The 24,081-nt window shown below is 74.1% G+C and carries 20 protein-coding genes; 5 read left to right on the top strand and 15 right to left on the bottom strand.

Annotation, left to right across the window (positions count from 1 at the left end; all coding sequences use genetic code 11):
- Window positions 1-381 precede the first annotated feature (381 nt).
- Together ACFWI4_RS08485 and ACFWI4_RS08480 are read right to left on the bottom strand one after the other, a co-directional pair.
- The gene (locus ACFWI4_RS08485; RefSeq protein WP_387192791.1) at window positions 382-2,400 is read right to left on the bottom strand and encodes an alkaline phosphatase family protein; all 2,019 of its coding nucleotides are present in this window, start codon (window positions 2,398-2,400) and stop codon (window positions 382-384) included.
- 237 nt (window positions 2,401-2,637) lie between these two features.
- Window positions 2,638-3,117 carry a hypothetical protein gene (locus tag ACFWI4_RS08480; RefSeq protein WP_387192338.1) on the bottom strand — a complete coding sequence of 160 codons (480 nt, stop codon included), beginning with the start codon at window positions 3,115-3,117 and terminating at the stop codon, window positions 2,638-2,640.
- 84 nt (window positions 3,118-3,201) lie between these two features.
- On the opposite strand from ACFWI4_RS08480, the gene ACFWI4_RS08475 reads away from it, so the two are divergent.
- Both ACFWI4_RS08475 and ACFWI4_RS08470 read left to right on the top strand, forming a co-directional pair.
- Window positions 3,202-3,975 (top strand): MBL fold metallo-hydrolase, encoded by a 774-nt coding sequence (locus ACFWI4_RS08475; RefSeq protein ID WP_387192335.1) that lies wholly within the window; start codon window positions 3,202-3,204, stop codon window positions 3,973-3,975.
- The gene (locus ACFWI4_RS08470) at window positions 3,975-4,634 is read left to right on the top strand and encodes a DedA family protein (protein WP_387192788.1); all 660 of its coding nucleotides are present in this window, start codon (window positions 3,975-3,977) and stop codon (window positions 4,632-4,634) included. The genes ACFWI4_RS08475 and ACFWI4_RS08470 overlap by 1 nt, the downstream gene beginning before the upstream one ends.
- 63 nt (window positions 4,635-4,697) lie before the next feature.
- On the opposite strand, the gene ACFWI4_RS08465 is transcribed toward ACFWI4_RS08470, so the two are convergent.
- From ACFWI4_RS08465 to ACFWI4_RS08435, 7 genes are all read right to left on the bottom strand, one after another.
- Window positions 4,698-5,807: an MBL fold metallo-hydrolase gene (locus ACFWI4_RS08465; protein WP_387192332.1), complete on the bottom strand. Its 1,110-nt coding sequence runs from the start codon at window positions 5,805-5,807 to the stop codon at window positions 4,698-4,700.
- Window positions 5,804-7,051, bottom strand: a complete 1,248-nt coding sequence (locus ACFWI4_RS08460) for an aminotransferase class I/II-fold pyridoxal phosphate-dependent enzyme (protein ID WP_387192329.1) — start codon at window positions 7,049-7,051, stop codon at window positions 5,804-5,806. The genes ACFWI4_RS08465 and ACFWI4_RS08460 overlap by 4 nt, the downstream gene beginning before the upstream one ends.
- 274 nt (window positions 7,052-7,325) lie before the next feature.
- Window positions 7,326-8,411: a hypothetical protein gene (locus ACFWI4_RS08455; RefSeq protein WP_387192327.1), complete on the bottom strand. Its 1,086-nt coding sequence runs from the start codon at window positions 8,409-8,411 to the stop codon at window positions 7,326-7,328.
- Between the two features lie 265 nt (window positions 8,412-8,676).
- Complete coding sequence (locus tag ACFWI4_RS08450; RefSeq protein ID WP_387192324.1) at window positions 8,677-9,471, bottom strand: RNA polymerase sigma factor SigF; 795 nt, start codon at window positions 9,469-9,471, stop codon at window positions 8,677-8,679.
- 215 nt (window positions 9,472-9,686) lie between these two features.
- Entirely contained in the window at window positions 9,687-10,265 is a 579-nt protein-coding gene (locus ACFWI4_RS08445) for a TIGR03086 family metal-binding protein (protein ID WP_387192321.1), read from the bottom strand.
- On the bottom strand, window positions 10,262-10,504 hold the full coding sequence (locus tag ACFWI4_RS08440; RefSeq protein WP_037621429.1) for a DUF6158 family protein: 243 nt from the start codon (window positions 10,502-10,504) through the stop codon (window positions 10,262-10,264). The genes ACFWI4_RS08445 and ACFWI4_RS08440 overlap by 4 nt, the downstream gene beginning before the upstream one ends.
- 223 nt (window positions 10,505-10,727) lie before the next feature.
- Window positions 10,728-12,347, bottom strand: a complete 1,620-nt coding sequence (locus tag ACFWI4_RS08435; protein WP_385408172.1) for an ABC-F family ATP-binding cassette domain-containing protein — start codon at window positions 12,345-12,347, stop codon at window positions 10,728-10,730.
- Window positions 12,348-12,498: 151 nt separating this feature from the next.
- Between ACFWI4_RS08435 and ACFWI4_RS08430 the strand changes: the two genes are divergently transcribed.
- The 3 genes from ACFWI4_RS08430 to ACFWI4_RS08420 all read left to right on the top strand — a co-directional run bounded on the left by ACFWI4_RS08430 (window position 12,499) and on the right by ACFWI4_RS08420 (window position 15,285).
- Entirely contained in the window at window positions 12,499-14,004 is a 1,506-nt protein-coding gene (locus tag ACFWI4_RS08430; protein WP_387192317.1) for a bifunctional phosphatase PAP2/diacylglycerol kinase family protein, read from the top strand.
- A gap of 239 nt (window positions 14,005-14,243) precedes the next feature.
- Window positions 14,244-15,071: a class I SAM-dependent methyltransferase gene (locus ACFWI4_RS08425; protein ID WP_385408176.1), complete on the top strand. Its 828-nt coding sequence runs from the start codon at window positions 14,244-14,246 to the stop codon at window positions 15,069-15,071.
- Between the two features lie 43 nt (window positions 15,072-15,114).
- Entirely contained in the window at window positions 15,115-15,285 is a 171-nt protein-coding gene (locus ACFWI4_RS08420) for a hydrophobic protein (protein WP_385408178.1), read from the top strand.
- Window positions 15,286-15,419: 134 nt separating this feature from the next.
- On the opposite strand, the gene ACFWI4_RS08415 is transcribed toward ACFWI4_RS08420, so the two are convergent.
- From ACFWI4_RS08415 to ACFWI4_RS08390, 6 genes are all read right to left on the bottom strand, one after another.
- A complete protein-coding gene (locus ACFWI4_RS08415; protein WP_387192313.1) occupies window positions 15,420-16,169 on the bottom strand; it encodes a GvpL/GvpF family gas vesicle protein in 750 nt (249 codons plus the stop codon).
- 68 nt (window positions 16,170-16,237) lie between these two features.
- Window positions 16,238-18,085: a transketolase gene (locus ACFWI4_RS08410; RefSeq protein WP_387192311.1), complete on the bottom strand. Its 1,848-nt coding sequence runs from the start codon at window positions 18,083-18,085 to the stop codon at window positions 16,238-16,240.
- A 317-nt stretch (window positions 18,086-18,402) separates the two neighbouring features.
- A complete protein-coding gene (locus tag ACFWI4_RS08405; RefSeq protein ID WP_387192309.1) occupies window positions 18,403-20,379 on the bottom strand; it encodes a DUF5107 domain-containing protein in 1,977 nt (658 codons plus the stop codon).
- A gap of 103 nt (window positions 20,380-20,482) precedes the next feature.
- Window positions 20,483-21,031, bottom strand: coding sequence for a GNAT family N-acetyltransferase (locus ACFWI4_RS08400; RefSeq protein ID WP_387192307.1), 549 nt, complete (start codon window positions 21,029-21,031; stop codon window positions 20,483-20,485).
- Between the two features lie 46 nt (window positions 21,032-21,077).
- Window positions 21,078-22,004 carry an LD-carboxypeptidase gene (locus tag ACFWI4_RS08395; protein ID WP_385407919.1) on the bottom strand — a complete coding sequence of 309 codons (927 nt, stop codon included), beginning with the start codon at window positions 22,002-22,004 and terminating at the stop codon, window positions 21,078-21,080.
- Window positions 22,005-22,101: 97 nt separating this feature from the next.
- Window positions 22,102-24,075, bottom strand: a complete 1,974-nt coding sequence (locus tag ACFWI4_RS08390; protein ID WP_387192304.1) for a prolyl oligopeptidase family serine peptidase — start codon at window positions 24,073-24,075, stop codon at window positions 22,102-22,104.
- Window positions 24,076-24,081: the final 6 nt, after the last annotated feature.

Genomic DNA, 24,081 nt, shown 5'->3' with positions numbered 1-24,081 from the left:
CACCGACCGGGGACGGCGCGCGTCACGGCGGGCGCTCAGGTCACCCGGAACACCGGTCCGCGCGCGGTGAACGGCAGCCGCGCGCCGTGCGGCACCAGATAGGCGTGCTCGCGCCGCACCCGCAGCACGTCGCAGTAGCCGTCCGTGATCATTTTCCGGCGCGCCCGACGGCCCCGGCCGGCCTCCGCTGCGCACGCGACCGCGACGGCCGGCCCGCACAGCGCACGCGAGCGCCCCGACCGGCCCCGCAACCGCCCCGGCCGGCCTCGCGGCGCGCACGACCGCCCCGGCCGGCCGCTCTCTCGGTTCCCGTCCTCCCGGTGGTGGCGTCGCCGCCCGTACAACTCGGCCCCGGTGTCCGGCTCGTGGCGGAGTGCCGGCTCAGGCGGCCTGTTCGTCCGGGTGGGCGGGCAGTGGGATCTGGGGGCCGTCGCACTCGCGCAGCCAGCCCCGCAGCACCTCGTGCACCCGCTCCGCGCCGACGAGTGCGGTGCCGTGGCCGCCGGGTTCCGTGTCCGCGCCGGCCGGTGCGGACAGGGTCAGCGGGGAGAGGAGGAAGGGGTGCCCCTGGGCTCCGCCGAGGCCGCCGTGCGAGCCGATCTGCTCCTCGAAGGCGAGGACTTCGCCCTCGACGGGGTCGTACCAGGAGTTGACCATGATGTCGGCGGTGTGCGGGAACGTGTGCGTGCGCCGCACCGCGGCGGCGGCGCCGGGGCCGAAGTCGGCCAGGGGGCCCGGGTGTTCGTCGTCGAGCCGGTCCACCGGCACCTCGACGCCGTGCGCGCCGAGCACCAGTCCGCCGTGCTCCTCGCTGCGCACGAGGAGGAAGCCGACGCCGGGGTGGTTGGCGAGCGTGGACAGCAGCGCGGGATGACGCCGGTCGATCTCCTCGCGGCTCATCCGGTGGGCGACGTCGGGGAAGGAGACGAGACCGAGGTTGCCGGAGGCCAGGACCAGGGGTTCGGAGCGGCGGGTCGCCGGTCCGTCCCGTTCCTCGCGCTCCTCGACCGGTCTGCGCAGGGCGGCGCGGACGGCGGTCCTGGCCTCGGCGCCGCTGTGGGTGCGACGGGCCCTGCGGGGCACGGGCAGCCCGCAGCCCGCCCGGACCAGATCGCCGAGGCCGAGGCCGTATCTGCTCAGGAAGGTCTCTCCCGGGCTCTGGCCGTGGTCGGAGAGCACGACGATCCGGTACGGCCGCGGGGCGTGCTCGGCGACCTTCTCGATCAGCGCGAGCGACCGGTCGAGCCGCTCCAGGATCTTCTCGGTGTCCCGGCCGCGCGGTCCGGAGTGGTGCGCCACCTCGTCGTAGGCGACGAGGTCCGCGTAGACCGCGTTGCGCCCGGCGAGCATGTCGCCGATCACCGCGGCGACCACGACGTCCCGTTCGACGACGGTCGCGAAGGCGCGGACGAACGGGTACAGCCCGCCGCGTCCGACCCGGGGCCGCCGCCGCTGGAGCCGGGCCCGGGTGGACTGGCCCGTCTCCCTGAAGACCTCGGCGACGAACGACATCGCCGTACGGACGGCGTTGGCCGGATCGGAGAAGTACGCGAAGTAGCCGGCCCGTGAGCGGTTGTCCCGTCCCCGGCGCGCGGCCACGGACAGCACCAGGGCGAGCTCGTCGGCACCGCCGCCGAAGAGGTTGCCGCGGCTCGCGCCGTCGACCGTGAGCAGGCCGCCGTCGCCGGTGTACGCGACGGCCCGCCGCTGGAGTTCGGCGGCGCTCGTCGGCCGGTTGCAGACCATCACCTCCTGGGTGTCCTTCTCGTACCACCGGAAGGCCGGGACGTCGTGGTTGGTGCCGTGCAGGATGCCGAGCTGGCTGGCGCCGGTCTGGCTGGACCAGTCGGTTCTCCACGGGGTGAGCCGGTGGGTGGGGCGGGGCCCGTCGAGCCATCGGGCGGCGGTCGGCATCAGGTTCCGGTCGATCGCCTCCCGCAGCACGTCGTGCCCGACGCCGTCGAGCTGGAGGAAGACCACGCCGGGTGTGGAGGGGCCGGGCAGCCCGGCCGCGCGTCTGCGGCGCCGGTCGGCGAGGCGGTACAGGCGCCGCCGGTACGCGTCGTCGTCCCGTACGGCGAGGGCGGCGCCGGTGGCCGAGGCGACGGCGGACATGACGGCGGCCACGACCACGGCGGTCTCGGGGGCCGCGTCACCGTGCCCGGAGGGGTTCAGCCACAGGGCGATCAGCAGCAGCGAGCCGTTCAGGAAGAAGACGAGCAGCCCGAGCACGAACGCGGGGACGAGCAGCAGGGTCCGTACGAGCAGGGGCCACACCAGCGCCGAGAGGAGACCGAAGACGCCCGCGCCGGCCGCTGCGGTGACGGCGATCCGGGTCGCGCTGTCCCCGCTCGGCGACTGGAGCCGGAAGTCGGGCAGCGCACCGGCGAGGACGAGCATCGTGACCGTGGACACGGCCCACACCGTGATGCTGCGTCCCGCCGCGCTGGCGAGGCGCCGCCACCGTCCCTTGTCCACGCCCAGTCCACCTCACGTCCCGGCCCGCCCGGTCCGCGCGGCCTGCTCCCACCCTGTCACAACGGCCGGAGATCCCCAGAAGTCCCCAAAAGCCGCAAGAAGTGCCGCGGCGACCTCATCCACGGGTGGCCCGTGCCGGGACTCCTCCCGGGAGCGGGGTCAGCGGCCGTCGTAGCCGGCCGTCGGCATCGACAGCCGGCGGTGGACGCTGGCCTTCATCTGGGCGTCGTACGACGGTTCGGCGGTGCCCACGGTCTCGACGCGGACGCCCCGGCGCGCGCACTCGGCGGTGAACTCCTCCACCGAGGCGAGGGCGCGCTCCAGCACGCGGTGGCTCGGCGAGACGAACAGGTCCACCAGACCGGCCTCGACGTCCGCCCACAGGCTGCGGTGGTCGGGGCGCAGCCCGCGTACGAGGAGTTCCCTCGTGACGACATGGCCGTGCTCGGCGGCCCAGCGGGCGCACATCGCGTACTGGCTGCGGGAGTCGACGAGAAAGGGGTCCTCGTCGAGCTCCTCCAGGGGTGTCAGGCTGGCGATCGCCATGACGCGGAGCGACGGAGGGCGCGGCGCGGGGCCGTTCCGCTCGTGCGGGCGTGTGAGGGCGTGCGCGCCGGAGGCACCGCGTGCTTCTGCCATGGTGTCCCCCTCACCTCCTGGTTTCGCCGCAGACCCTACTCCTGCCCGTAGGCTCGGGGGGAGTCGTGCGAAGGAGGCAAAGAGGTGCCGGTGGAGATCACCTGGTGGGGGCACGCCACCTGCACGCTGGAGGACTCCGGGACACGCGTGCTCACCGATCCCCTCTTCGCGCGCCGGCTCGCACATCTGCGGCGCAGGCGCGGGGCGCCGCCCCCTCCCCCGGCCGCGGTCGCCGATGTCGCGCTCGTCTCCCATCTGCACGCCGACCATCTGCATCTTCCCTCGCTGGCGCGGCTGGCCCCGGGCACCCGGCTGCTCGTGCCGCGCGGGGCCCCGCGTTCGGTGCCGGGGCTGCGCAAGCTGGACCATCTGCGGCTGACCGAGGTCGCGCCCGGTGACCGCACCCGGGTCGGTGACCTGGCCGTACGCACGGTTCCCGCACGGCACGACGGACGCCGGCTGCCGATCGGGCCCCATCGTTCGCCCGCCGTCGGGTACGTGATCGAGGGGGAGGCGCGGACGTACTTCGCCGGGGACACGGGGCTGTTCGCGTCGATGGCCGAGGAGGTCGGGCCGGTCGACGTGGCGCTGCTGCCGGTGGGCGGCTGGGGGCCGTACCTCGGGGAGGGGCATCTGGACGCGGGGCGCGCCGCCGAGGCGCTCGTGGCACTGCGTCCGCTCAGTGCCGTGCCGGTGCACTACGGCACGTTCTGGCCCATCGGGATGGATGCCGTGCGCCCCCATGAATTCCACGCGCCGGGTGAGGAGTTCGTGCGCCTGGCGGCCGAGCGCGCGCCGCAGGTGGCGGTGCATCTGCTGGCGCAGGGCGAGAGCGTGCGTCCGGAGGCCGCTCGGTGATCGTCTGGTCCGCCGCCGGGGCGGTGGCTCACTCGGTCCTGCGGTCCACCGCGCCGCCGACCGTCCCGCCGGAGTCCACGCAGCAGGCCATCGGCTATCCGTCACTGTTCCTGCTGGTGCTGATCGGCGCGCTGGTGCCGGTGGTGCCGACGGGCGCGCTGGTGAGTTCGGCGGCGGTGGTGGCCTTCCACCAGACGTCGCCCTTCGCGCTGATGGCGGTGTTCGTGGTGTCGTCGGTCGCCGCGTTCCTCGGCGACATGTCGCTGTACTGGCTCGGGCAGCGCGGCATGGGTTCGAAGAACGGGTCGCGCTGGCTGGAGGCGATCCGGGCCCGCGCCCCCGAGGACCGCCTCGCCCAGGCGCAGCGGAAGCTCGCCGACCACGGGATCGCCGTCCTCGTCCTGTCCCGCCTCGTTCCGGCGGGACGCATTCCGGTGATGCTGGCTTGTCTGCTGGCGAGGATGCCGCTGCGTGTCTTCGCCCGCGGGGACGTCCCGGCCTGCCTCGCCTGGGCGGCGACCTACCAGATCATCGGCATCCTCGGCGGCTCGCTCTTCCCCGAGCCCTGGGAGGGTGTGGTGGCGGCGGTGGCCCTGACGGTGGCGATCAGCGTGGCGCCGGGCGTGTGGCGCAGGGTCCGCGCACGGAAGCAGCCGTAGGAACTCGGCCGCACGCGGGGGAACAGGACCACGGGCTCTTACGAGAGGCCTGGCGGGGGCGGCTCACTCCAGGACCCGGGAGGCTCCCACCGCGAGGTCCCACAGGTTCTCCCGGGCCAGGCCCGCCCTCTCCCACGCGGCCCGCACCCGCCGCAGGGGTTCGAGCACCGGCTCGGCCGAGAGCACGAACGTGCCCCAGTGCATCGGGGCCATCCGCCGCGCGCGCAGGTCGACGGCCGCCTGCACGGCCTCCTCCGGGTCGCAGTGCACGTCCCGCAGCCACCAGCGCGGGTCGTACGCGCCGATGGGCAGGAGGGCGAGGTCGATCCCGGGGTGGCGCTCCCCGATGAGGCCGAACCAGTGGCCGTATCCGGTGTCGCCCGCGAAGTACACCCGCCGGCCGTCGGGCGCCGTGAGCACCCAGCCGCCCCACAGGGAGCGGCAGGTGTCGGTGAGGGTGCGCTTGGACCAGTGGTGGGCGGGGACGAAGTCGAAGCGGACGCCGCCGAGTCGGGCCGCCTCCCACCAGTCGAGCTCGGTGACGCGGCTGAACCGGCGGCGCCTGAACCAGCGTCCGAGGCCTGCCGGTACGAACACCGGTGTGTCGCGCGGGAGTCGGCGCAGTGTCGGCGCGTCCAGGTGGTCGTAGTGGTTGTGGCTGATGACGACCGCGTCGATGTGCGGCAGCGCGCTCCAGGCCACGCCGACCGGGGTGATCCTGGCCGGGGTCCCCATGATCCGGCGGGACCAGACGGGGTCGGTGAGGACGGTGAGCCCACCGATCCCGATCACCCAACTCGCGTGCCCCGCCCAGGAGACGGCGACCGTTCCCGCGGGGGCGGCCGGCAGCGGTTCCGGCTCGAAGGGCAGCAGCGGGATCTCCGCGAGCCCCTCGGCCCGGGGCCGCAGCGCTCCTTCGCGGGCCAGCCGGGCGAAGGCGCGCAGTCCCGGCAGCGGCGCGGTCAGCCGGTCCACGAAGGAGCGGGGCCAGACCCGCCGTTCACCGAGCGGGTGGGGCTCGGCGGCGGGGTGGACGTCGGGCTCGACGACGAGGTGGGGGTCGGCGAGCGACGATGGAGCGAGGACCCCCGGGGGCCCCGGGACCGGGGGCGCGGGATCGCCGGTGGCCTGGGGTGTCGTGCTCGTGGTGGTCGACTCGGACTGCTGTGTCATCGCGGAGGCTCCCGTCGCCGAGCGTCGTCGCGGAGATCGTCGAAGACCGATCCCAACCGGGTCAACGCGCGGTGCACATGCGGCAGTTCCAGCGGCGAGGGAGAGGAGAGCGACTCCTCCCGCTCCTCGTCCGTGGAGCCGAGCAGCGGTCCGGTGCCGAGGCGGACCCGGAGGGCGGCGAGGTCGTCGCCGAAGCGGTGCCCTCCCGGCGCGGGCATGCCGAGCCGGGCGGAGAGCCAGTCCTCCAGGTCCTGTGCGTCGCCGACGCCGTGCGCGCCGACGGCGGAGCGGAGCGGGCCGAGGTCGACGTACAGGTGCCGGCCCGCCCGCGGTGGCCGTACGAGGGACCCCGTGGCCCCCACCGCGAGATGGGCGGCGTCGGCCACGCGCGCGTGCAGGCGTACGGCGGCGCTGAGCCGTTCGGTGATCGCTGCGGGCTCGCCGAGCGCGTACGCGGCCGCGGCGGCGACCGGTTCGGCGACGCGCGCCCCCAGCACGGTGAGCACGTCGAGGACGCGGGAACGCAGCGAGGCGCCCGCGTCGTTGTGGGGGAAGCGGGCGACGGCGGCCGGCCAGCCCTGGGGCAGGAAGGCGCCCGCGAGATCGGTGATCACGGTGACGTCGCCGGGAAGCATCTCGGCGGGGCTGAGCAGCACGGTGTCCCGCGGCCGGTGCAGGGTGTCGCGCCAGGTCTCGTCGCTGACGATGTGCAGTCCCTCGCCCGCCGCGGCCTCCACGGCCTCGTGCACCACCTCGGGCGGTGCGACGGTGGCGGTCGGGTCGTCGGCGACGGACAGCAGCAGCAGCCGCGGGTCGCCTCCCTCCGCGCGGACCCTGCGGACGGTCTCCAGCAGGGCGGAGGAGTCGGGGACGCCACCGCACTCGGCGGGTGTCGCCACATGGAACACGGACCTGCCCAGCAGCCTGGCCTGCGGCGCCCACCAGGCGGCGCACGGCCGGGGCACGAGGATGTCGCCGCCGGCCGCGCCGGTCAGGGCCAGCAGCAGCGCGGCGGCTCCGGGTGCGGCCGCGACCCGGTCGGGTGCGGCGCGCAGTCCGCGCCGGGTCCAGTAGCCGCTGGCGGCGTCGAGGAGGACGGGGCCGCCGCCGCAGGGCTCGGCCTCGGGGCGGTTCGCGGCGGCGGCGAGGACGGAGCGGAGCTCCGGGAGTACGGGCAGGCCCTGGTCGGGCAGGGGCGGACCGTAACGGAGCGGTCCGTGGTTCTCCGGGTCCGTCCGCCGCATGTCCGCCTCCGCACCGTGGATGCCGCTGTTCCCCGTTCCGGGGTCTGTCCGTCCGTACGGATCCGGGTGTCCTCGTGCCCTCGTACAGCTCACCCGGCGCGGCCCGCCCGCCCGCGCCGTGAGCCGCTCAGTGCCCAGAGGCATGCTGTCCCGAACTCGCTCCCGCGCGTGCTCCGGTGCTCGATCCCGTGCGCGCTTCCGCGCTCGTTCCCTCGTGCGCGCCGGTCACCTCGTTCTGCGCAGTGCCGTCCACCGTGATCGTGCCGTCCCTCCGTCAGGCGCGCCGCCGTCGCCGTCCGCGTAGCTGGTACACGGCCGCGCCCACGGCCCCGGCGATCAGCACCCCGCCGGTGACCAGGGCCGGCACCGAGTCGGTGAAGACACCGCCCTCGCCGGCCTCCACGCCCCGCTGGACGGTGGGCGGGCGGTCCCCGGCGCCGGTGCCGGTGCCCGCCGCGTCGTCGGGAGCCCGGGTCGCCGTGGCGCCCCGGCCCACGGCGTACGAGGCGGTCCACTGTTTCCCGTGGCCGCCGGGGGGCGCGGGACAGACCCCTCCGACGTTCCACCGTCCGTCGGCGCCCCCGGTGTCGGGGGCCGTGGCGTCGGGGGCCGACCTGTCCGGGCCGGCCCTGTCCGGACCCACCGTGCCGGAGCCCGCCGTGCCGGGATCCGTGGTGTCGGGGCCCACGGCGCCGGGGTCCGCGGGGTCGGGAACCGTGTCGGGCCCGACCGAGTCCGGGCCCAGGTCGTCGGGGCCCGTGGAATCCGGGCCCACCGTGCCGGGGCCGACCGGGTCCGCGCCGTCGGTCCCGGGGTCCGACGCCCCGGGGACCGCAGGGTCGCCGGCGCCCGGGAGGGGTGCCTGGGCGTCGGGCAGGGCGGTGTTCGGGCTCCCGGCGGCGGGGCTCACCGCATCGGGCCCGGCCGCGGCGGCGGCACCGGCCGCGTCGGAGTTCTTGGCGTCGGAGGCGCCCGAGCCGAGCGTGCCGGGGCTCGCGTCGTCGAAGCCGCGCCCCGCGTCGGACCCCTGGCCGGTGGAGTCCGGGGCCTGGTCGGGGCCGCCGGACGAGATGTGGGCCGTACCGCTGTACGAGGCGGCGCCCGCCCCGCTCCCGCCGGCACCGTCGACGCGGTGGAGCTGGACCTTGCCCTCCTGGAAACCCTGGGAGCTGGCGTCGATGGAGTCGGGCGGGGTCCCCCCGATCGCGTCGCAGCTGACCGTGACGGTGACGGTGCCGCCGGGTTCGACGGAGCCGGGACTGACCTCCGCGGCCGGATCCGCGACCGCGCCCGACGCGGCGGCGCCGAGAGCGGCGCCGGCCAGGGCGGTGGCGTACAGGACTCGGGCGGTACGGCGCATGAGCGGGGCTCCTTCGGCGGGGCTGCGGTCCGAGAGCCACGGCCGTCGTGTCCCTCGGTGCCATCAGAGCCCGCCGTACCGCGGGGCGCGAACGGCCGGGCACCATTCGCGGGAAAGCGGGGGCCCGAGCGGGTGACATCCCGTCGGTGCGGCCACCGTCCCGACCCGGCGCCCGGCCCGCTTCTCCGCCCCGGGCCCCGCGCCCGGACCGGCGCGTGCACCCCCGTCCGAGCGGGAGGGCTCACCCGCCCGGGGCTTCGGCCGCTCAGGCCGCGTCGCGCATGATCTGCTCGCGCAGCCGGTCGCAGCAGCGGTTGATGAGGCGCGAGACGTGCATCTGGGAGATGCCCAGCTCGTCGGCGATGCGGCTCTGGGTCATGTCGCCGAAGAACCGCATGTAGAGGATGGTGCGTTCCCGCTCGGGCAGTGCCTGGAGCCGGGGCTTGACGGCCTCGCGGTCGATGACGGTGTCGAGGGCCGGATCGGGCGAGCCGAGGGCGTCGCTCAGGGAGTAGCCGTCCCCGCCGCCGGGGAGCTCGGCGTCCAGGGAGAGGGCGGTGAAGCTCTCCAGGGCCTCCAGGCCGGTCAGGACGTCCTCCTCGCTCATCCGCGCGTGCTCGGCTATCTCCGCGACCGTGGGACGGCGCCCCGGGATGGTCTGTGACAGGTCCTGTCCGGCGAAACGGACCCGGTTGCGCAGGTCCTGGACCCGGCGCGGCACGTGCAGGGTCCACATGTGGTCACGGAAGTGCCTCTTGATCTCGCCGGTGATCGTCGGCACGGCGTAGCTCTCGAAGGCGTTGCCGAGCTCGGGGTCGTAGCGGTCGACGGCCTTGACCAGCCCCAGCGCGGCGACCTGGCGCAGATCCTCGTAGTTCTCGCCGCGGCTGCGGAAGCGGCCCGCGAGCCGGTCGGCCATCGGCAGCCAGGACTCGACGATCTCCGCCCGGAGCGTGTCGCGCTGCTCGCCCGGAGGGAGCGCGGCGAGCCTGCGGAAGGCGTCCGCGGTGTCGGGGGCGTCGTCGTGCGGATGGTGCGTCGCGCTCGCTCGAGTTCGCATGGTGCGTCGCAACTCCCTTGATGATGCCAGGTGATGGACAGTCATCGTGGGAACGCACTCATGCTCCGGACGAGTACACCCAGGGCGCGGTAAGGCCGCTCCCACGGACGTGCCTCCTGTCCGAAGCACTGAGACTGCGTCTGCCCGGCGCCATGCGGGGCAAACACTCTCCGATTCTCCCCGGTCCCGGTCCGCCCGCCGTCCCGGGGGGCGGGTCAGGGTCTGCGGCCGACCAGGCAGAGCAGCTTCGTCTGGACGTCGGCGCCGGGCGGCGGCTCCTCCGGGGGCGCGAAGAGCCCGGTCCGCTCCAGTTCCGCCGCGTGCGGGGTGACCTCACGGACCGCGAAGGACAGGAGGTCACCGGGGAGTTGCTCGTCGGCGCCGATGGCCCGGGACAGGTCCCAGGTGTGGACCGTCAGATCGGTGACCAGCTGGGCGCAGTAGTCGTCGGCGGTCATGTCCCCGAAGGAGAGGTGGACCGTGCGGTCGAGGGCGCCGGGCTCCGCGAACACCGCGCGGGAGGCCTCGGCCACGGTCTCCCAGGCGACGACGGGGTCGGGGCCGAGCAGATCACCGTCCAGGCTGTCGCCGACGTCGTCGACGGTGGCACCGTCACGGACCAGCGCGGGTACCCACGCCTGCTCGGCGACGAGGTGCCCCACGAGATCGCGCACGCTCCAGTCGGTGCACGGCGTGGGGGCCTCCCACTGGTCGTCGTGGATCGCGTGGACGCGGCGGCCGAACAGCTCCAGCGCCTCGGCCTGCCGGGTCAGGATCGTCCGCGGCTCGCTCATGCCGGCGGCACCCCCGCCGGTCCGCGCTCCCGGGCGCCGTCACGGGTGCGGCCCGCCGCGACGGGCCGCCGCGGGTGGCGCCGCAGATACTCGCCCTCCAGCTGCGCCATGCGCACGTTGTGGGTGTGCAGCGCGTCGTTCGAGCCGTGCAACAGCGTGTCGTGGCGGGTGCGGTGGATAGCCTCCAGCTCTTTCATGAGCTGCTGGTCGTCCAGCCGGCCCGGGTCGACTCCGGTCATGGTGCTACCCCGCTCGTCGTGGCCGTCGGTGCGGTCCGGGCACCCGCCCCGGGCAGTCACTGCCCCGAGCGGCGTCCGGGAGGGAGCCGTGGATCGAGACCCACTCCCTCCACTCTACGAACATCCGGGGTGCCGGGCCTCCCCGGAAGGTGCCCGCCGCCCGCGACCGGGGCACCGGCGCGCGGCCCCGCCCGGCCGCCGCGCCGCCCCGCCGCCGGGGTGTCTAGCGCTCGCGCTCCACCCGGCGCTCGTCCCACACCGGCTCCCGCGTCTCCCGGACCCGGCCGTCGGAGCCGAAGACCAGGTAGCGGTCGAAGGAGCGGGCGAACCAGCGGTCGTGGGTGACCGACAGGACCGTCCCCTCGTACGCCTCCAGGCCTTCCTGGAGCGCCTCGGCTGACTCCAGGTCGAGGTTGTCGGTCGGCTCGTCCAGGAGCAGGGCCGTCGAGCCCTCCAGTTCCAGGAGCAGGATCTGGAAGCGGGCCTGCTGGCCGCCCGACAGCCGCTCGAAGCGCTGCTCGGCCTGGGCGGTCAGCTCGTAGCGGCGCAGCCTCGACATCGCCGCCCCTCGGTCCTGCGCGTGCTCGGTCCACAGGATGTCCAGGAGCGCACGGCCCTCCAGCTCCGGGTGGGCGTGCGTCTGCGCGAAGTGGCCGGCGACCACGCGGGCGCCGAGCTTCCACTCGCCGGTGTGCGCGACGTCGCCGCCCGCGAGCAGCCGCAGGAAGTGCGACTTGCCCGAGCCGTTGGAGCCGAGGACGGCGACGCGCTCGCCGTAGTAGATCTCCAGGTCGAAGGGCTTCATCAGCCCGGTGAGCTCAAGTCCCTTGCAGGTCACGGCCCTCACGCCGGTGCGCCCGCCGTGCAGCCGCATCGTGATGTCCTGCTCGCGCGGCGGCTCCGGCGGCGGACCGGCCTCCTCGAACTTGCGCAGCCGGGTCTGCGCGGCCGCGTACCGGGAGGCCATCTCATGGCTGACGGCGGCCGCCTGACGGAGGTTCAGCACCAGCTTCTTGAGCTGGGCGTGCTTCTCGTCCCAGCGCCGGCGCAGCTCCTCGAAGCGGGCGAACCGCTCCCGCCTGGCCTCGTGGTAGGTCGCGAAACCGCCGCCGTGCACCCAGGCGTCCGCGCCGGCCGGGCCCGGCTCGACGCTGATGATCTTCTCGGCGGCGCGGGCGAGGAGTTCGCGGTCGTGCGAGACGAACAGCACGGTCTTGCGGGTCTCCTTGAGCCGCTCCTCCAGCCAGCGCTTGCCGGGGACGTCGAGATAGTTGTCCGGCTCGTCGAGGAGCAGCACCTCGTCGGTGCCGCGCAGCAGCGCCTCCAGGACCAGGCGCTTCTGCTCGCCTCCGGACAGGGTCCGGACCAGCCGCCACTGCGCCTTCTCGTAGGGGACGCCGAGGGCGGCCATCGTGCACATGTCCCAGAGGGTCTCGGACTCGTATCCGCGGACCTCGGCCCAGTCGGACAGGGCCTGCGCGTAGTGGAGCTGCGCGGCCTCGTCGTCGACGGTCATCATCGCGTGCTCGGCGGCGTCCACGGCCCGCGCCGCCTCGCGGATGCGGGGCGGCGCCACGGAGACGAGCAGCTCGCGCACGGTCGTCTCGTCGCGCACGGACCCCACGAACTGGCGCATCACGCCGAGCCCGCCGCTGAAGTTCACGGTCCCGCCGTGGGGCTTGATCTCCCCCGAGATCAGCCGCAGCAGCGTGGTCTTGCCGGCGCCGTTCGGTCCCACCAGGGCGACGACGGCCCCTTCGCCCACCCGAAACGACACATCGCCGAGCAGCGCCCTCCCGTCGGGAAGGTAGTACTCAAGATGTGCGGCTTCGAGATGTCCCATGGGCAGGCATTCTCCGTGGAGCGGGGGATCGGGGCAAACGGGTATGCGACCGGGGCCCTGGTGCGGGGGCGGGAGGCTCCTTCGTACGGAGGGCGGGATGCTTCTCCGCGCGGAGGGCGGGAAGTTTTCGATCCGGGGTAGACGGAGCCGCATGACCACGACCCCGGATGTCGACCTGACCGCCCTCGTACCGGGCCGCCACGCCCTTCGGGACCGCCTGCTCGCCCTGGACTGCCGGATCTTCGAGGCGGTCGCCTCGCGGCACTGGCCGGGCGGCGACCCCGTGCTGCCACGGCTGAGCCGGAGCGCGAACCACGGCGTCCTGTGGTTCGCGACGGCCGCCGCCGTGGCGGCGAGCCGCACTCCCCGGGCCCGCCGGGCCGCCGTACGCGGGGTCGCCTCGCTGGCGCTGGCCTCGGCCACGATCAACACCCTCGGCAAGCGCTCGGTGCGCCGGACCCGTCCCGGCCTCGGCCCGGTCCCCGCGGTGCGGCAGCTGAAACGGCAGCCGTTCACCACCTCGTTCCCGTCGGGGCACGCGGCCTCCGCCGCCGCCTTCGCCGCGGGGGTGGCGCTGGAGTCCCGCGGCTGGGGCGCGGCCGTCGCGCCGCTCGCCGCCGCGGTGGCCCTGTCGCGGGTCTACACCGGCGTGCACTACCCGAGCGATGTCGTGGCCGGTGCGGCCCTGGGCGTCGGCGCCGCGTACGCCGTGCGCGCGCTGGTGCCGACCCGGGGGCGGCCGGCCCCGCCCGGCCGTCCGAGCGCCGACGCGCCCGCGCTGGCCGGGAACGGGGGCGAGGGCCTGGTCATGGTGGCCAACACGGCCTCGGGCACCGCGGAGCGGGTCGGCGCGCTGGCCGACGCGCTGCCCCGGGCGGAGATCGTCGCGTGCGAACCGCACGAGGTGCGGGAGGAGCTGGAGAAGGCGGCGGTACGCGCCCGGGTGCTCGGCGTGTGCGGCGGCGACGGCACGGTGAACACCGCGGCCGGGGTCGCCCTGCGCCACGGGATCCCGCTCGCCGTCCTCCCGGGCGGCACGCTCAACCACTTCGCCCACGACCTCGGCGTGGAGGGCGAACGCGATCTCGTCCGCGCGCTCCAGGAGGGCGAGGCGGTCCGGGTGGACGTCGGCCGGTTCTCGTCCGGCTCCAGGAACGGCATCTTCCTCAACACGTGCAGTCTCGGCATCTACCCGGAGTTGGTGCGCGAGCGGGAGAACTGGTCCAGGGTGATCGGCAGTTGGCCGGCGGGAGTGCTGGGCGCCCTACGGGTGCTGCGCGCCGACCGTCACCCCTTGCGGGCCGAACTCGGCGGCCGCAGCCATCCGTTGTGGCTCCTGTTCGCCGGCAACGGCACCTACCACCGTATGGGTCTGGCCCCGGCCCGCCGCTTCGACCTCGCGGACGGCCGCCTCGACGTACGGGTCGTGCACGGCGGCAGCCATCCCGCCGTGCGGCTGCTGGCGGCGGCCTTCGCGGGGCCGCTCACCCGCTCCCCCGCCCACGCGGCCGTACGGGTGCGGCGCCTGCGCGTCGAGGGCGTGGCACCCGGGACGCTGCTGGCCTACGACGGTGAAGTGACCGAGGTGAGCGGCGAGGTGACCCTGCGCAAGAGCCCCGGGGCACTCACCGTCTACCGCCCGCTTCCGGCGCGCTGACCACCGCTGTCGCCCGGCGGACCCGCCCACCGGGCGACACCCGTACGGCGAAGCCCTCCCGTCGACGCCGGCACCGCAAGCCCCGCGCGGCAAGCCCCGCGCGGCAACACCCCTACACCGCCGTCCATATGGCAAGACGCGGGTCTCACGATCCGACATGACGGCGTACGGTGATGACATCGCCCCGGGGAGTGCGCGCACACCCCGGCGAGGCCCGTACGACGAGAAGGGGATCGGTCATGTCGCAGTCGAAGCCGCAGGAGACCGCCGTCTACACCCACGGCCATCACGAGTCGGTGCTCCGCTCGCACACCTGGCGCACGGCCGCCAACTCGGCGGCCTACCTGCTCGACTCGCTGAAGCCGCACATGCGGATCCTCGACATCGGCTGCGGCCCGGGCACGATCACCGCGGACCTGGCCGAACGGGTGCCGGACGGCCGGGTCACCGGCGTCGACCACGCGCCCGGCATCCTGGACCAGGCCCGCCGGACGGCGGCCGAACGCGGGCTGCGCAACGTCGACTTCGCGGTCGCCGACGTCCACGCGCTGGAATACCCCGACGACACGTTCTGCGTGGTCCACGCCCACCAGGTGCTCCAGCACGTGGGCGATCCGGTGCGGGCCCTGCGCGAGATGCACCGGGTCACCAAGCCCGGCGGGTTCATCGCCGTCCGCGATGCGGACTACTCGTCCATGACCTGGTACCCGGCGACGCCCGGCATGGACGACTGGCTGGACCTGTACCTGCGGGTGGCCCGGGCCAACGGGGGCGAGCCCGACGCCGGCCGCCGTCTCAAGTCATGGGCGCGGGCGGCCGGGATCCGGGACATCACGTCCACGTCGAGCACCTGGACCTTCGCGACCGAGGACGAGCGCGCGTGGTGGAGCGGTCTGTGGGCGGACCGCACCCTGGCCTCCGCGTACGCGGAACGCGCCACGGAAGGGGGCCACGCGACCCCGGAGCAGCTGCGGGCCGTGTCGGAGGCCTGGCGGCGGTGGGGGCGCGAGGAGGACGGCTGGTTCTCCGTACTGCACGGAGAAATTCTCTGCCGAAAGGAAGCGTGATCCCGCGAAAGCGGGCAACCAGGAACGCAGGAGGTCACACACTATGGTTCCCATTCTGCTGGTTCTGTTGCTCGCGCTGATTCTCTTCGGTGCCGGATTCGCGCTGAAGATTCTGTGGTGGATAGCGTTGGTGGTCATCGTCCTGTGGCTGCTCGGATTCCTGGTGCGCGGCACGAACGCCACCGGGGGCCGGGGCCGCTGGTACAGGTGGTAGCCCTCCTTCTCCGAGGAGACTCCGGGAACACCGGGGGAAACGGCTTTGCGCGGTACGGGGGTCCAGGACATTCCTGGACCCCCGTACCGCGCTCTCCGCTCCAGGCCTGCGGCCCGTTCCGGTCGCGGCTCAGCTCAATGCCTGCGGTCCGTTCCGCTCGTGACACCGGTGAATCCGGTCAGGCCCGTCGACCGCGTGAAGGAGTACGCGGCCCACGGCCCGGTGAGTTCCACCCGCATTCCCGGTTCCTCCCCCGCCTTTCCGTTCACCCGTTCCACAAATTCCCCCGATTCCGCGCGCGGCACCAGATAGGCCGCGTCGAAGATCTTCTCCCCCGCTTCTTCGAGGGAAGGCTCGCGAACCGTTTCCTGACGCCGTGGAGCCAGCAGCCGGTTCTCCTCGGCGCACTCGGAAAGGGTGTCGTGCAGCCGGCGCGTGAATTCCTCCGCGAGGTTCCCGGACGTTTCTGATGTCCCGGTGTCCTCCGTGGCGCCCGCGTACACGCTCACGTCCCATTCCACCCGTCCGTCGAGCCGGTCGAGGGTGCGCAGGAAATCCTCCCTGCGTTCCTCCATCATCACGCGCACACCGCTGTCGTCCCGCAGAACGGTGGCCAGCCGGAGCGGCAGCGGGCTGGTGACGGCGGTGAGCGCGTCGATCACACCCTGATGGGCACGGGCCGTCGCCTCCAGCCAGAAGGCGTCCTCCAGCCGGCGGCGCAGCGGCTCGGCCGCGAACTCCCGTTCCGGGACCGCGCCGACCACGGCGATCAGGTCGCCGTGGCGCAGCAGTTTGGGCGGTACGCCCCCGACCCCGGTCAGCTCGGCCGACAGCGCTGCCGAGAAGGGGCGGCAGATCGCGTACACATAGCGCAGAGCGCTCATGGATCACCTCCCGCGCTTCCACTCGCACCCCCCGTGGCGTACTGACCATGGTGCCCTGCCCACTCCGGTCAGCGCACCATGGCAGTCTCGACCAGCAGACGGCCCGTAGCCGCGATCGACTCGGCGTCGATGCCGGCCGCGTGGAGCTGCTCGGCCGGGCTCGCGGAGCCCGGCATCGTACGGACGGCCAGACGGACCAGGCGGGGCACGGGGCGGCCGTCGGTGAAGGCGTCGAGGACCGCGTCCCCGAGGCCGCCCTCCTCCCGGTGGTCCTCCACCGTGACCAGACAGCCGGTCTCCTCGGCGGCCTCGCGCAGGGTCGCCCGGTCCACGGGCTTGACCGAGTACAGGTCGATCACCCGGGCCCGGACGCCCTCCCGGTCGAGCGCCTCCGCGGCGGCGAGCGCCTCGTGGACGGTGACCCCGGCGGCGACGAGCGTGAGCCGGTCGTCGGCCGAGGCGCGCAGCACCTTGCTCCCGCCGACCGGGAACTCCTCGGTGGCGCTGTAGACGACGGGGCCCTCACCGCGTGAGGTGCGCAGGTAGCGGATCCCGTCCAGGTCCGCCATCGCGGCGACGAGCTTCGCCGTCTGGTTGGCGTCGCACGGGTACAGCACGGTCGAGCCGTAGACGGACCGGAACATCGCCAGGTCCTCCAGACCCATCTGGGAGGGTCCGTCCTGCCCGATGGAGACCCCCGCGTGGGACCCGACGAGGTTGATGCCCGCACCGCTGACGGCGGCCATGCGGACGAAGTCGTGGGCGCGGGTGAGGAAGGCCGCGAACGTCGAGGCGTACGGGACCCAGCCGCGTACGGCCATGCCGACGGCGGTGGCGACCAGCTGCTGTTCGGCGATGTAGCACTCGAAGTAGCGCTCGGGGTGTTCCTCGGCGAAGAACTCGGCGCGGGTGGAGTCGCCGACCTCGCCGTCCAGGGCGACGACGTCACCGCGGGCGCGCCCGAGCGCGGCGAGCGCCGTGCCGAAGGCGTCGCGGGTGGCGACCCGGTCACCGGTCTCGTAGCGCGGCAGGTCGAGGTGTCCGGTGCGCACGGCGTGCAGCGTCCGGGCGGCGGGCGGTTGCTGCACCTCCACGCGGCGGTCGTGGACGCCGCCGAGCTCGGCGATCGCCTGCGGGGCGTCCGGCAGCGGCTTGCCGTGCAGGCCCTCGCGGTCCTGGACCGAGGCCACGCCCTTGCCCTTGAGGGTGCGGGCGAGGATCACGGTGGGGCGGCCGTCGGTGGCGTCCGCCTCCAGGAAGGCGCGGTCGATGGCGTCCACGTCGTGGCCGTCGATCTCGACGGTGTGCCAGCCGAACGCGGCGAACCTGCGGGCGTACGCGTCGAGGTCGTGTCCGTGCCGGGTCGGACCGCGCTGGCCCAGCCGGTTGACGTCGACGATCGCGGTGAGGTTGTCGAGCCGCTCGAAGCCCGCGTGCTCGGCGGCCTCCCACACGGATCCCTCGGCGAGCTCGCTGTCGCCGCACAGCACCCGGACGCGGTAGCCGGTGCGGTCGAGGCGCTTTCCGGCGAGCGCGATGCCGACCGCGACGGGCAGTCCCTGGCCGAGCGATCCGGTGGCGGTCTCCACCCACGGGAGGCGCCGGGGCGTGGGGTGCCCCTCCAGCCGGCTGCCCGCCTTGCGGAAGGTGAGCAGTTCCGCCTCGTTCAGGGCGCCCGCCGCCTTGTACGCGGAGTACAGGAGCGGTGACGCGTGCCCCTTGGAGAGCACGAACCGGTCGTTGCCGGGATGTCCGGGGCGTTCGAAGTCGTAGCGGATGTGGTTGGCCAGCATGACGGCCATGAGCTCGGCGGCGGACATGGACGAGGTCGGATGGCCCGAGCCCGCCGCGTCGGCGGCCCGGACGCTGTCGACGCGCAGCTGCTGGGCCAGATCGATGAGCCGGCGGCTGTTCATGATGCTCCTTCCCTTCGTCCGGCGGTTTCCGGACAGCCCGGCGCTCCGGCCTCTCCCGCCGGCGCGGGCGAGACCGGGTTCCGACCGCCGTACGGACTTTCCGCGTCCCCCTGAGCCGGGGCCCCAAACACGGGCGCACCCGAGGTTCCGGGCGTGCCCGGTCCACCGGGCCGCCCCGGAACGGGAAAGGCCCCGGGTGCTGCGCCGCCGACGCGGCGGAGCACCCGGGGCCCAGGATGTGGACGGTTCGGGATTCGGGACGTGAACGGCTCGGGGCTGGACGGCTGGGGACGGGAACCGCTCGGGACGTGAACGGCTCAGGGCGTGGACGGCGGCCGCATGCGGAAGTCGTAGCGCGCGGGCAGGGGTTCGTCGCTCAGCCGGGACCACAGCCGGTCGATGATCTCCGCGCCCTCGCGCAGGTCGGCGACCTCGAAGCCCGCGTCGAAGACCGCCCGCGCGTCCTCGCGCCGCCCCTCGGCGAGCAGCAGTCCGGCCTCGACCAGCCGGAACCGGCCCCGCTCCCGGGTCGCGGGATGCAGCCGGTCCCACACGGCACGCGCCTGCGCCGGGCGGCCGGCCTTCAGCAGCGCCTCGACGGCCTCGCGGCCGAGGGCCGCGGTCGCCGCCGTCCACCGCGGGCCGTCGTCGCGCCGCTCCCGGCACAGGTCGTCGAAGGCCTCGGCGTAACGGTCCGCGGCGCGCTCGTCGTGGCCCGCCTCCTGGTCGGCGACGGCGAGGCAGCGCAGCAACGGCCAGAGCGAGGGCGAGAGTTCGAGTGCGCGCTCCCAGCTGCGCACGGCCTGGGCCACGTCCCCGGCGTGCCATTGGGCGACCCCGAGGTGGTACTCCGAGACCGGGGCGGCGGGGGCCGTCTCCAGCATGTCGCGCCAGTGCGGGGCGACCAGCGTCTCGCCGGGCGGCCCGACCCGCCGGGGCTCGGGGAACGCGCCCGAGCGCAGCAGCTCCAGCCACGGCTCCTGGTCGTCCCCGAGCGTGCTCTCCTCGAAGGGCGTACCGGGCAACTTGTGCGCGGCGCGCAGCACTTCGAGCGCCCCCCAGCCCGATCCGACGGCGAGGACCTCGCCGGGCGCGGTGTCGGCGTGCGGCAGCCAGGCCTCGTAGGCGGCGTCGACCGCGTCCCGGGAGAGGGCGCTCTCCAGACGGCTCTCGGCCTCGGCCCGCGCGGCCTCCCAGTCCGTGCCGTGCGCGCTCTCCGCGCCGACGGTCAGCGGCCCGTACGCCTCCAGCCAGGACACGTCGCTCTCGGCCTCAAGCGGCACGTGTTCGAGCTGGGTGCGGGCGAGTCCGGCCTGGATCTCGCAGTACCCGCCGGTCCCGGGCTCGGTGAGCCATTCCTGCCAGCGCCGCCCGCCGGGCCCCGAGCCCCAGACGAAGAGCTTGCGCCCGCGCAGGACGTCGGTGGACGTCTGGACCAGGCCCTCGCCCGCGTCGTCGACCGCGGCGATCCAGCGGCGCCGCCCGTCGGGCACCTCGTAGAAGTAGTCGGCGGGGAAGACGCTGTTGAGCGGGTACGTGCGGTCGGTCCCGTCGTACGCCGGCACGGGCACCCGGCGCAGCCGCCGCTCGTAGCCGAAGTGCCAGGCCTCCTCGGCCGGGGCGAGCACCCTGCGCTCCTCGGGGACCGCGATGTTGGACCACCAGTACAGCGGGGCGGGCTTCTCGTGCGGGTTGCGGACGCGGACGCCGACGTAGAGGAAGTCGGAGCCGTCCGGGAGCCACAGGTCGACCTGGAAGGGGAGGTCGCGCAGCCGCTCCCACTCCCACAGGCGCAGCATCTCGCCGCCGTCCGGGGCGGGGACGCGGGCGGCGTGGACGGGTGAGCAGGACAGCGTGGTGTGCCCGGTGGCTCCGATGTTCCACTCGATGCCGCCGGAGAACCAGGCGCCGTTGAGGGCGAAGCAGGCCGGCTGGAGCACCGGGTTGGTGTAGAGCAGTTCCTTCGCGGTGGGTTTGTGGAAGAGCGAGACGACGCGGCCGCCGTAGCCGGGCAGCACGGTGGCGCGCAGCCGGTCGTTCTCGATCACTATCGTGTCGAGTTCACGGGGCGGCCGTTCTCGCTCGTACCCGTCCCGTATGCGCTCCGGCAGCACGCTGCGCAGCGGCTCGTACCCGATCTGCCGGGCCATGTCGCCCGGCAGGCCGACGCGGTCGCGGTCGTCGATTCGGTGCATCTCGTCGAGGGTCCGCAGGGGCGGCAGCGGGTTGCTCGGGCCCAGTTCCGCCGCCGGGAGGGCCAGTACGTCACGTCGGATCGTCGTCACGATGACCATGGAACATGTTCATCGGCCTGCTGACCAGGGTGTCCGCTCACCAGAATCGGGTCAGGATTCCGCAAAGGGCCGGGTCGCCCGTGCGCGTGCCGGCGGGCGCCCGTCAGCGGGACTTGATCATCTCCGCGGTGATGGCCCAGCGCTCGTGGTCGCGCCAGGCGCCGTCGATGTGGATGAAGGCCGGGGAGAAGCCTTCGAGCCGGAAGCCGCAGGTACGGGCGAGCGCGACCGAGGCCGTGTTGGCGGGCTGGACGTTGATCTCCAGCCGGTGCAGCCCCAGTTCCCCGAAGGCGTACCGCACGACCAGGCCGAGGGCCTCGGTCATCAGTCCGCGGCCCGCCGCGTGCGCGAAGGCCCCGTAGCCGAGGGCACCGCACAGGAAGCCGCCGTGGACGATGTTGTTGATGTTGATGAAGCCCGCGATCCCCCCGCCGTCCCGCTCGCAGACGAGGAACCCGGCCTTCGTCGGATCCTCGATGAGCCGCCCGGCGTAGACCGCGTAGGCGTCGAGGTCGGCGGGCGGGAAGAGCCAGGGGTGGTGCAGGCTCCGGCTCTCCCTGGCCCGCGCGGTGAACTCCGCGCCGTCGTCGAGGGTGAAGGGACGAAGGGCCGCACGGGAGCCCTCGGCGAGAAAGCCGGCGTTCTCAGACATCCGGTCACCCTACGCGAGCACCCGCCCGGCGGCAGGTTCCGACGGGTCAGAGCAGCGCGGGCTCGTCCAGCGTCAGGGTCCCCGCGTCCGCGTCCAGTTCGGCGCGGACACCGAACGGCATCGTCAGCGACCCGTCCGCGTGCCCGAACCCGAAGTGCTCGACGACCGGAACGCCGAGGGCGCCGAGCCGGTCCGCGAACACCGCGCGCAGTCTCTCGTACGGTCCGCAGTCCGCCCAGGAGCCGAGCGCGATCCCGGCCACCCCGTCGAGCCAGCCGCCGCGCAGCAGTTGCGTCAGGATCCGGTCCAGCCGGTACGGCTCCTCCCCGACGTCCTCGATCAGGAGCAGCCCGCCGCGGGCACCGGGTCGGGCGTGCGGGGTGCCGAGTTCGGCGGCCAGCAGGCTGGCGCAACCGCCCAGCGTGACGCCCCGGGCCTTCCCGGGCACCAGCGCCACGGCCTCGCCGGAGGCGATGGTCCGCACCGATTCGGGTTCGAAGAGGGTCGCCCGCAGGTGCTCCTGGGACCGGGTGTTCTTCAGGAAGCCGAGGGACGACACCATCGGCCCGTGCAGGGTCGCGAGCCCCACCCGGGTGGCGAACGCCTCGTGCAGTGCGGTGATGTCGCTGAAACCGAGGAAGACCTTGGGGCCCGCGGCCCGGACGGCTTCCCAGTCGAGCAGGTCGATCATGCGCTGGGCGCCGTAGCCGCCGCGGGCGCACAGCACCGCGGACACGTCCGGGTCGCACCAGGCGGCCTGGAGGTCCGCCGCCCGGTCCGCGTCCGTTCCCGCCAGGTAGTTGAACTCCTGGTGCCGGTCGAGGACATGGGGTGCCACAACGGGGTCGAGGCCCCAGCCGCGCAGGATGTCGAGGCCTGCTTCGAGCCGTTCCTCGGGGACGGGCCCGCTGGGCGCGACGACCGCGACCCTGGCCCCGGCGGCGAGCCGCGCGGGCCGGGTCAGTGCGGTGATCGATGCGGTCGTTCGGGTCACTCGTGGTGCTCCAGGTGCTGGTGGTTCATGTGCAGGTGGTTCATGTGCTCGTGGCCCATGTGCGGGGGTGCGCCGGCTATTTGGAGAGGTCCAGGGTGGGAATGCCCGGCGGGTCCAGTGCCAGGACTTGCGCGTACAGCGAGAGTTCGGCCTCCAACGCGCGTTCCATCGACTCGGCGCGCCGGAAACCGTGCCCTTCGCCCTCGAAGGTGATGTAGGCGTGCGGGACATGACGGCCCTGCTCCTCGACGCGGGCCAGGAAGCGCTCGCACTGCGCCGGTGGGCAGACGGCGTCGTCGAGTCCCTGGAGCAGCAGGAACGGCGCGGTGATCCCGTCGGCGTGTGTCGCGGGCGACCGCTCCGTGTAGCGGGCGGGAACCTCGGCGATCGGGCCGACGAGCGATTCCAGGTACTGCGACTCGAAGTCGTGGGTCTCGCCCGAGGTCCATTCGGTGAGGTCGACGACGGGATAGAGGATCGTGCCGCAGGCGTAGACGTCGGTGGTGGCCAGCGAGACGGCCGTGGTCCAGCCTCCCGCGCTGCCGCCCCGGATCGCGAGCCGCCGCCGGTCGGCAGTGCCCTCCTCGGCGAGCGCGACCGCGACGGCCGCGCAGTCCTCGACGTCGACGACACCCCACTGTTCACGCAGCAGGTTGCGGTACTCCCGCCCGTGGCCGGTCGAACCGCCGTAGTTCACCTCGGCCACCCCGATGCCCCGGGAGGTGAAGTAGGCGATCTCCAGATCGAGGACGAGCGCCGACCTGCTGGTGGGGCCGCCGTGGACCCGCACGACGTACGGCGGGAGTTCGTCGGCGCGGCCGACGTGGCCCGGGTGGTGCGGCGGGTAGACGTGCGCGTGGACCTCGCGTCCGGCGGGGCCCGCGAAGGTGCGGATCTGGGGCTCCGGGTAGTACGCGGGGTCGACCGGGTCGTCGTGCTCGGCGCCGATCACCCGGGCCCGGCCGGTGCGGGCGTCCAGTTCGACGACCTCGTGGGCGCTGCGGGGGCTGGCTCCGACGCCGACGACCCTGCTGCCGTGCACGGCGAGCGTCGAGGCGAACTCGGTCCAGGGGCCCGCCGTGTCGACGACCTCCCCGGTCTCGGGGTCCAGTATCCCGAGCGCGGTGGCCCCCCGTCCGTGCACGACGGCGATCAGGCCGCTGTCCAGCGGCGCGAACCACCGGAGTCCGACCTTCCAGAGCGGGCCGCCGAACTCCTCCTCGCGCGGGCAGACGGCGATCGCCTCGCCGTCGGCGCCGAGCCGGTACAGGTTCCACCAGCCGGTGCGGTCGCTGACGAAGAGCAGCGTGCCGTCGGCCGCCCACTCGGCCTGGACGACGGACTCCTCCGGGCCTCCCGCGACGGGCCGAGGACCGGACAGCGCGCCGTCCTCGGTGACGTCCGCGAGGATCACCTCGGTGCCGTCCCAGGGCATGCGCGGGTGGTCCCAGGCGAGCCAGACCGCCCGGCGGCCGTCGGGCGAGAGCCGGGGTCCGGTGACGAACCGGTGTCGTCCGTCGGACAGTTCCCGCACGGCGCCCCGGTCTCGCGCCGCCGATCCGTTCAGCGGCACCGCGACGACGGCCCGGCGCACCTCGGTGGGTCCCTCGCCGGTGAACTCCTCCATCACGCACCAGACCTCGCCGCGCTCGGGCCGCAGCTGCGGATCCACCCAGCGCAGCCCGCCGCCGACCGGCGAGACCGGGGTCAGCGGGCGCGGTTCGCCTCCCGGTTCGCAGCGGTAGAGGCGCTGGTCGGCGAAGTCGACGAAGACGATCAGCGGGCCCTCGGGGCCCATGACACCCGCCCAGGGGCTGCCGCCGTACTCGATGACACGGCTGCGCACGTTCCAGGGGGCCGGGAGCACCGGTTCCTCGGTGCCGTCGGCCTTGCGCCGGACCAGCGTGCGCCGCCCGCCCTCGGCCGGCCGGGGTTCGGTCCACCAGGCCTCGTCGCCGACGAATCCGACGAACTCGGGGTGGCCGTCGTGCGCGGCGGCGAGCCGCGCGTCGATCGGCGAGGGCCAGGAACCGTACGGCGTGGTCTGCATCGCGTC

This window comes from Streptomyces sp. NPDC127038, from assembly GCF_042725875.1.
Lineage (GTDB): Bacteria > Actinomycetota > Actinomycetes > Streptomycetales > Streptomycetaceae > Streptomyces.
The sequence above is the reverse complement of the archived record's forward strand: the minus strand, read 5'-3'. Positions and strand labels throughout refer to the sequence as shown.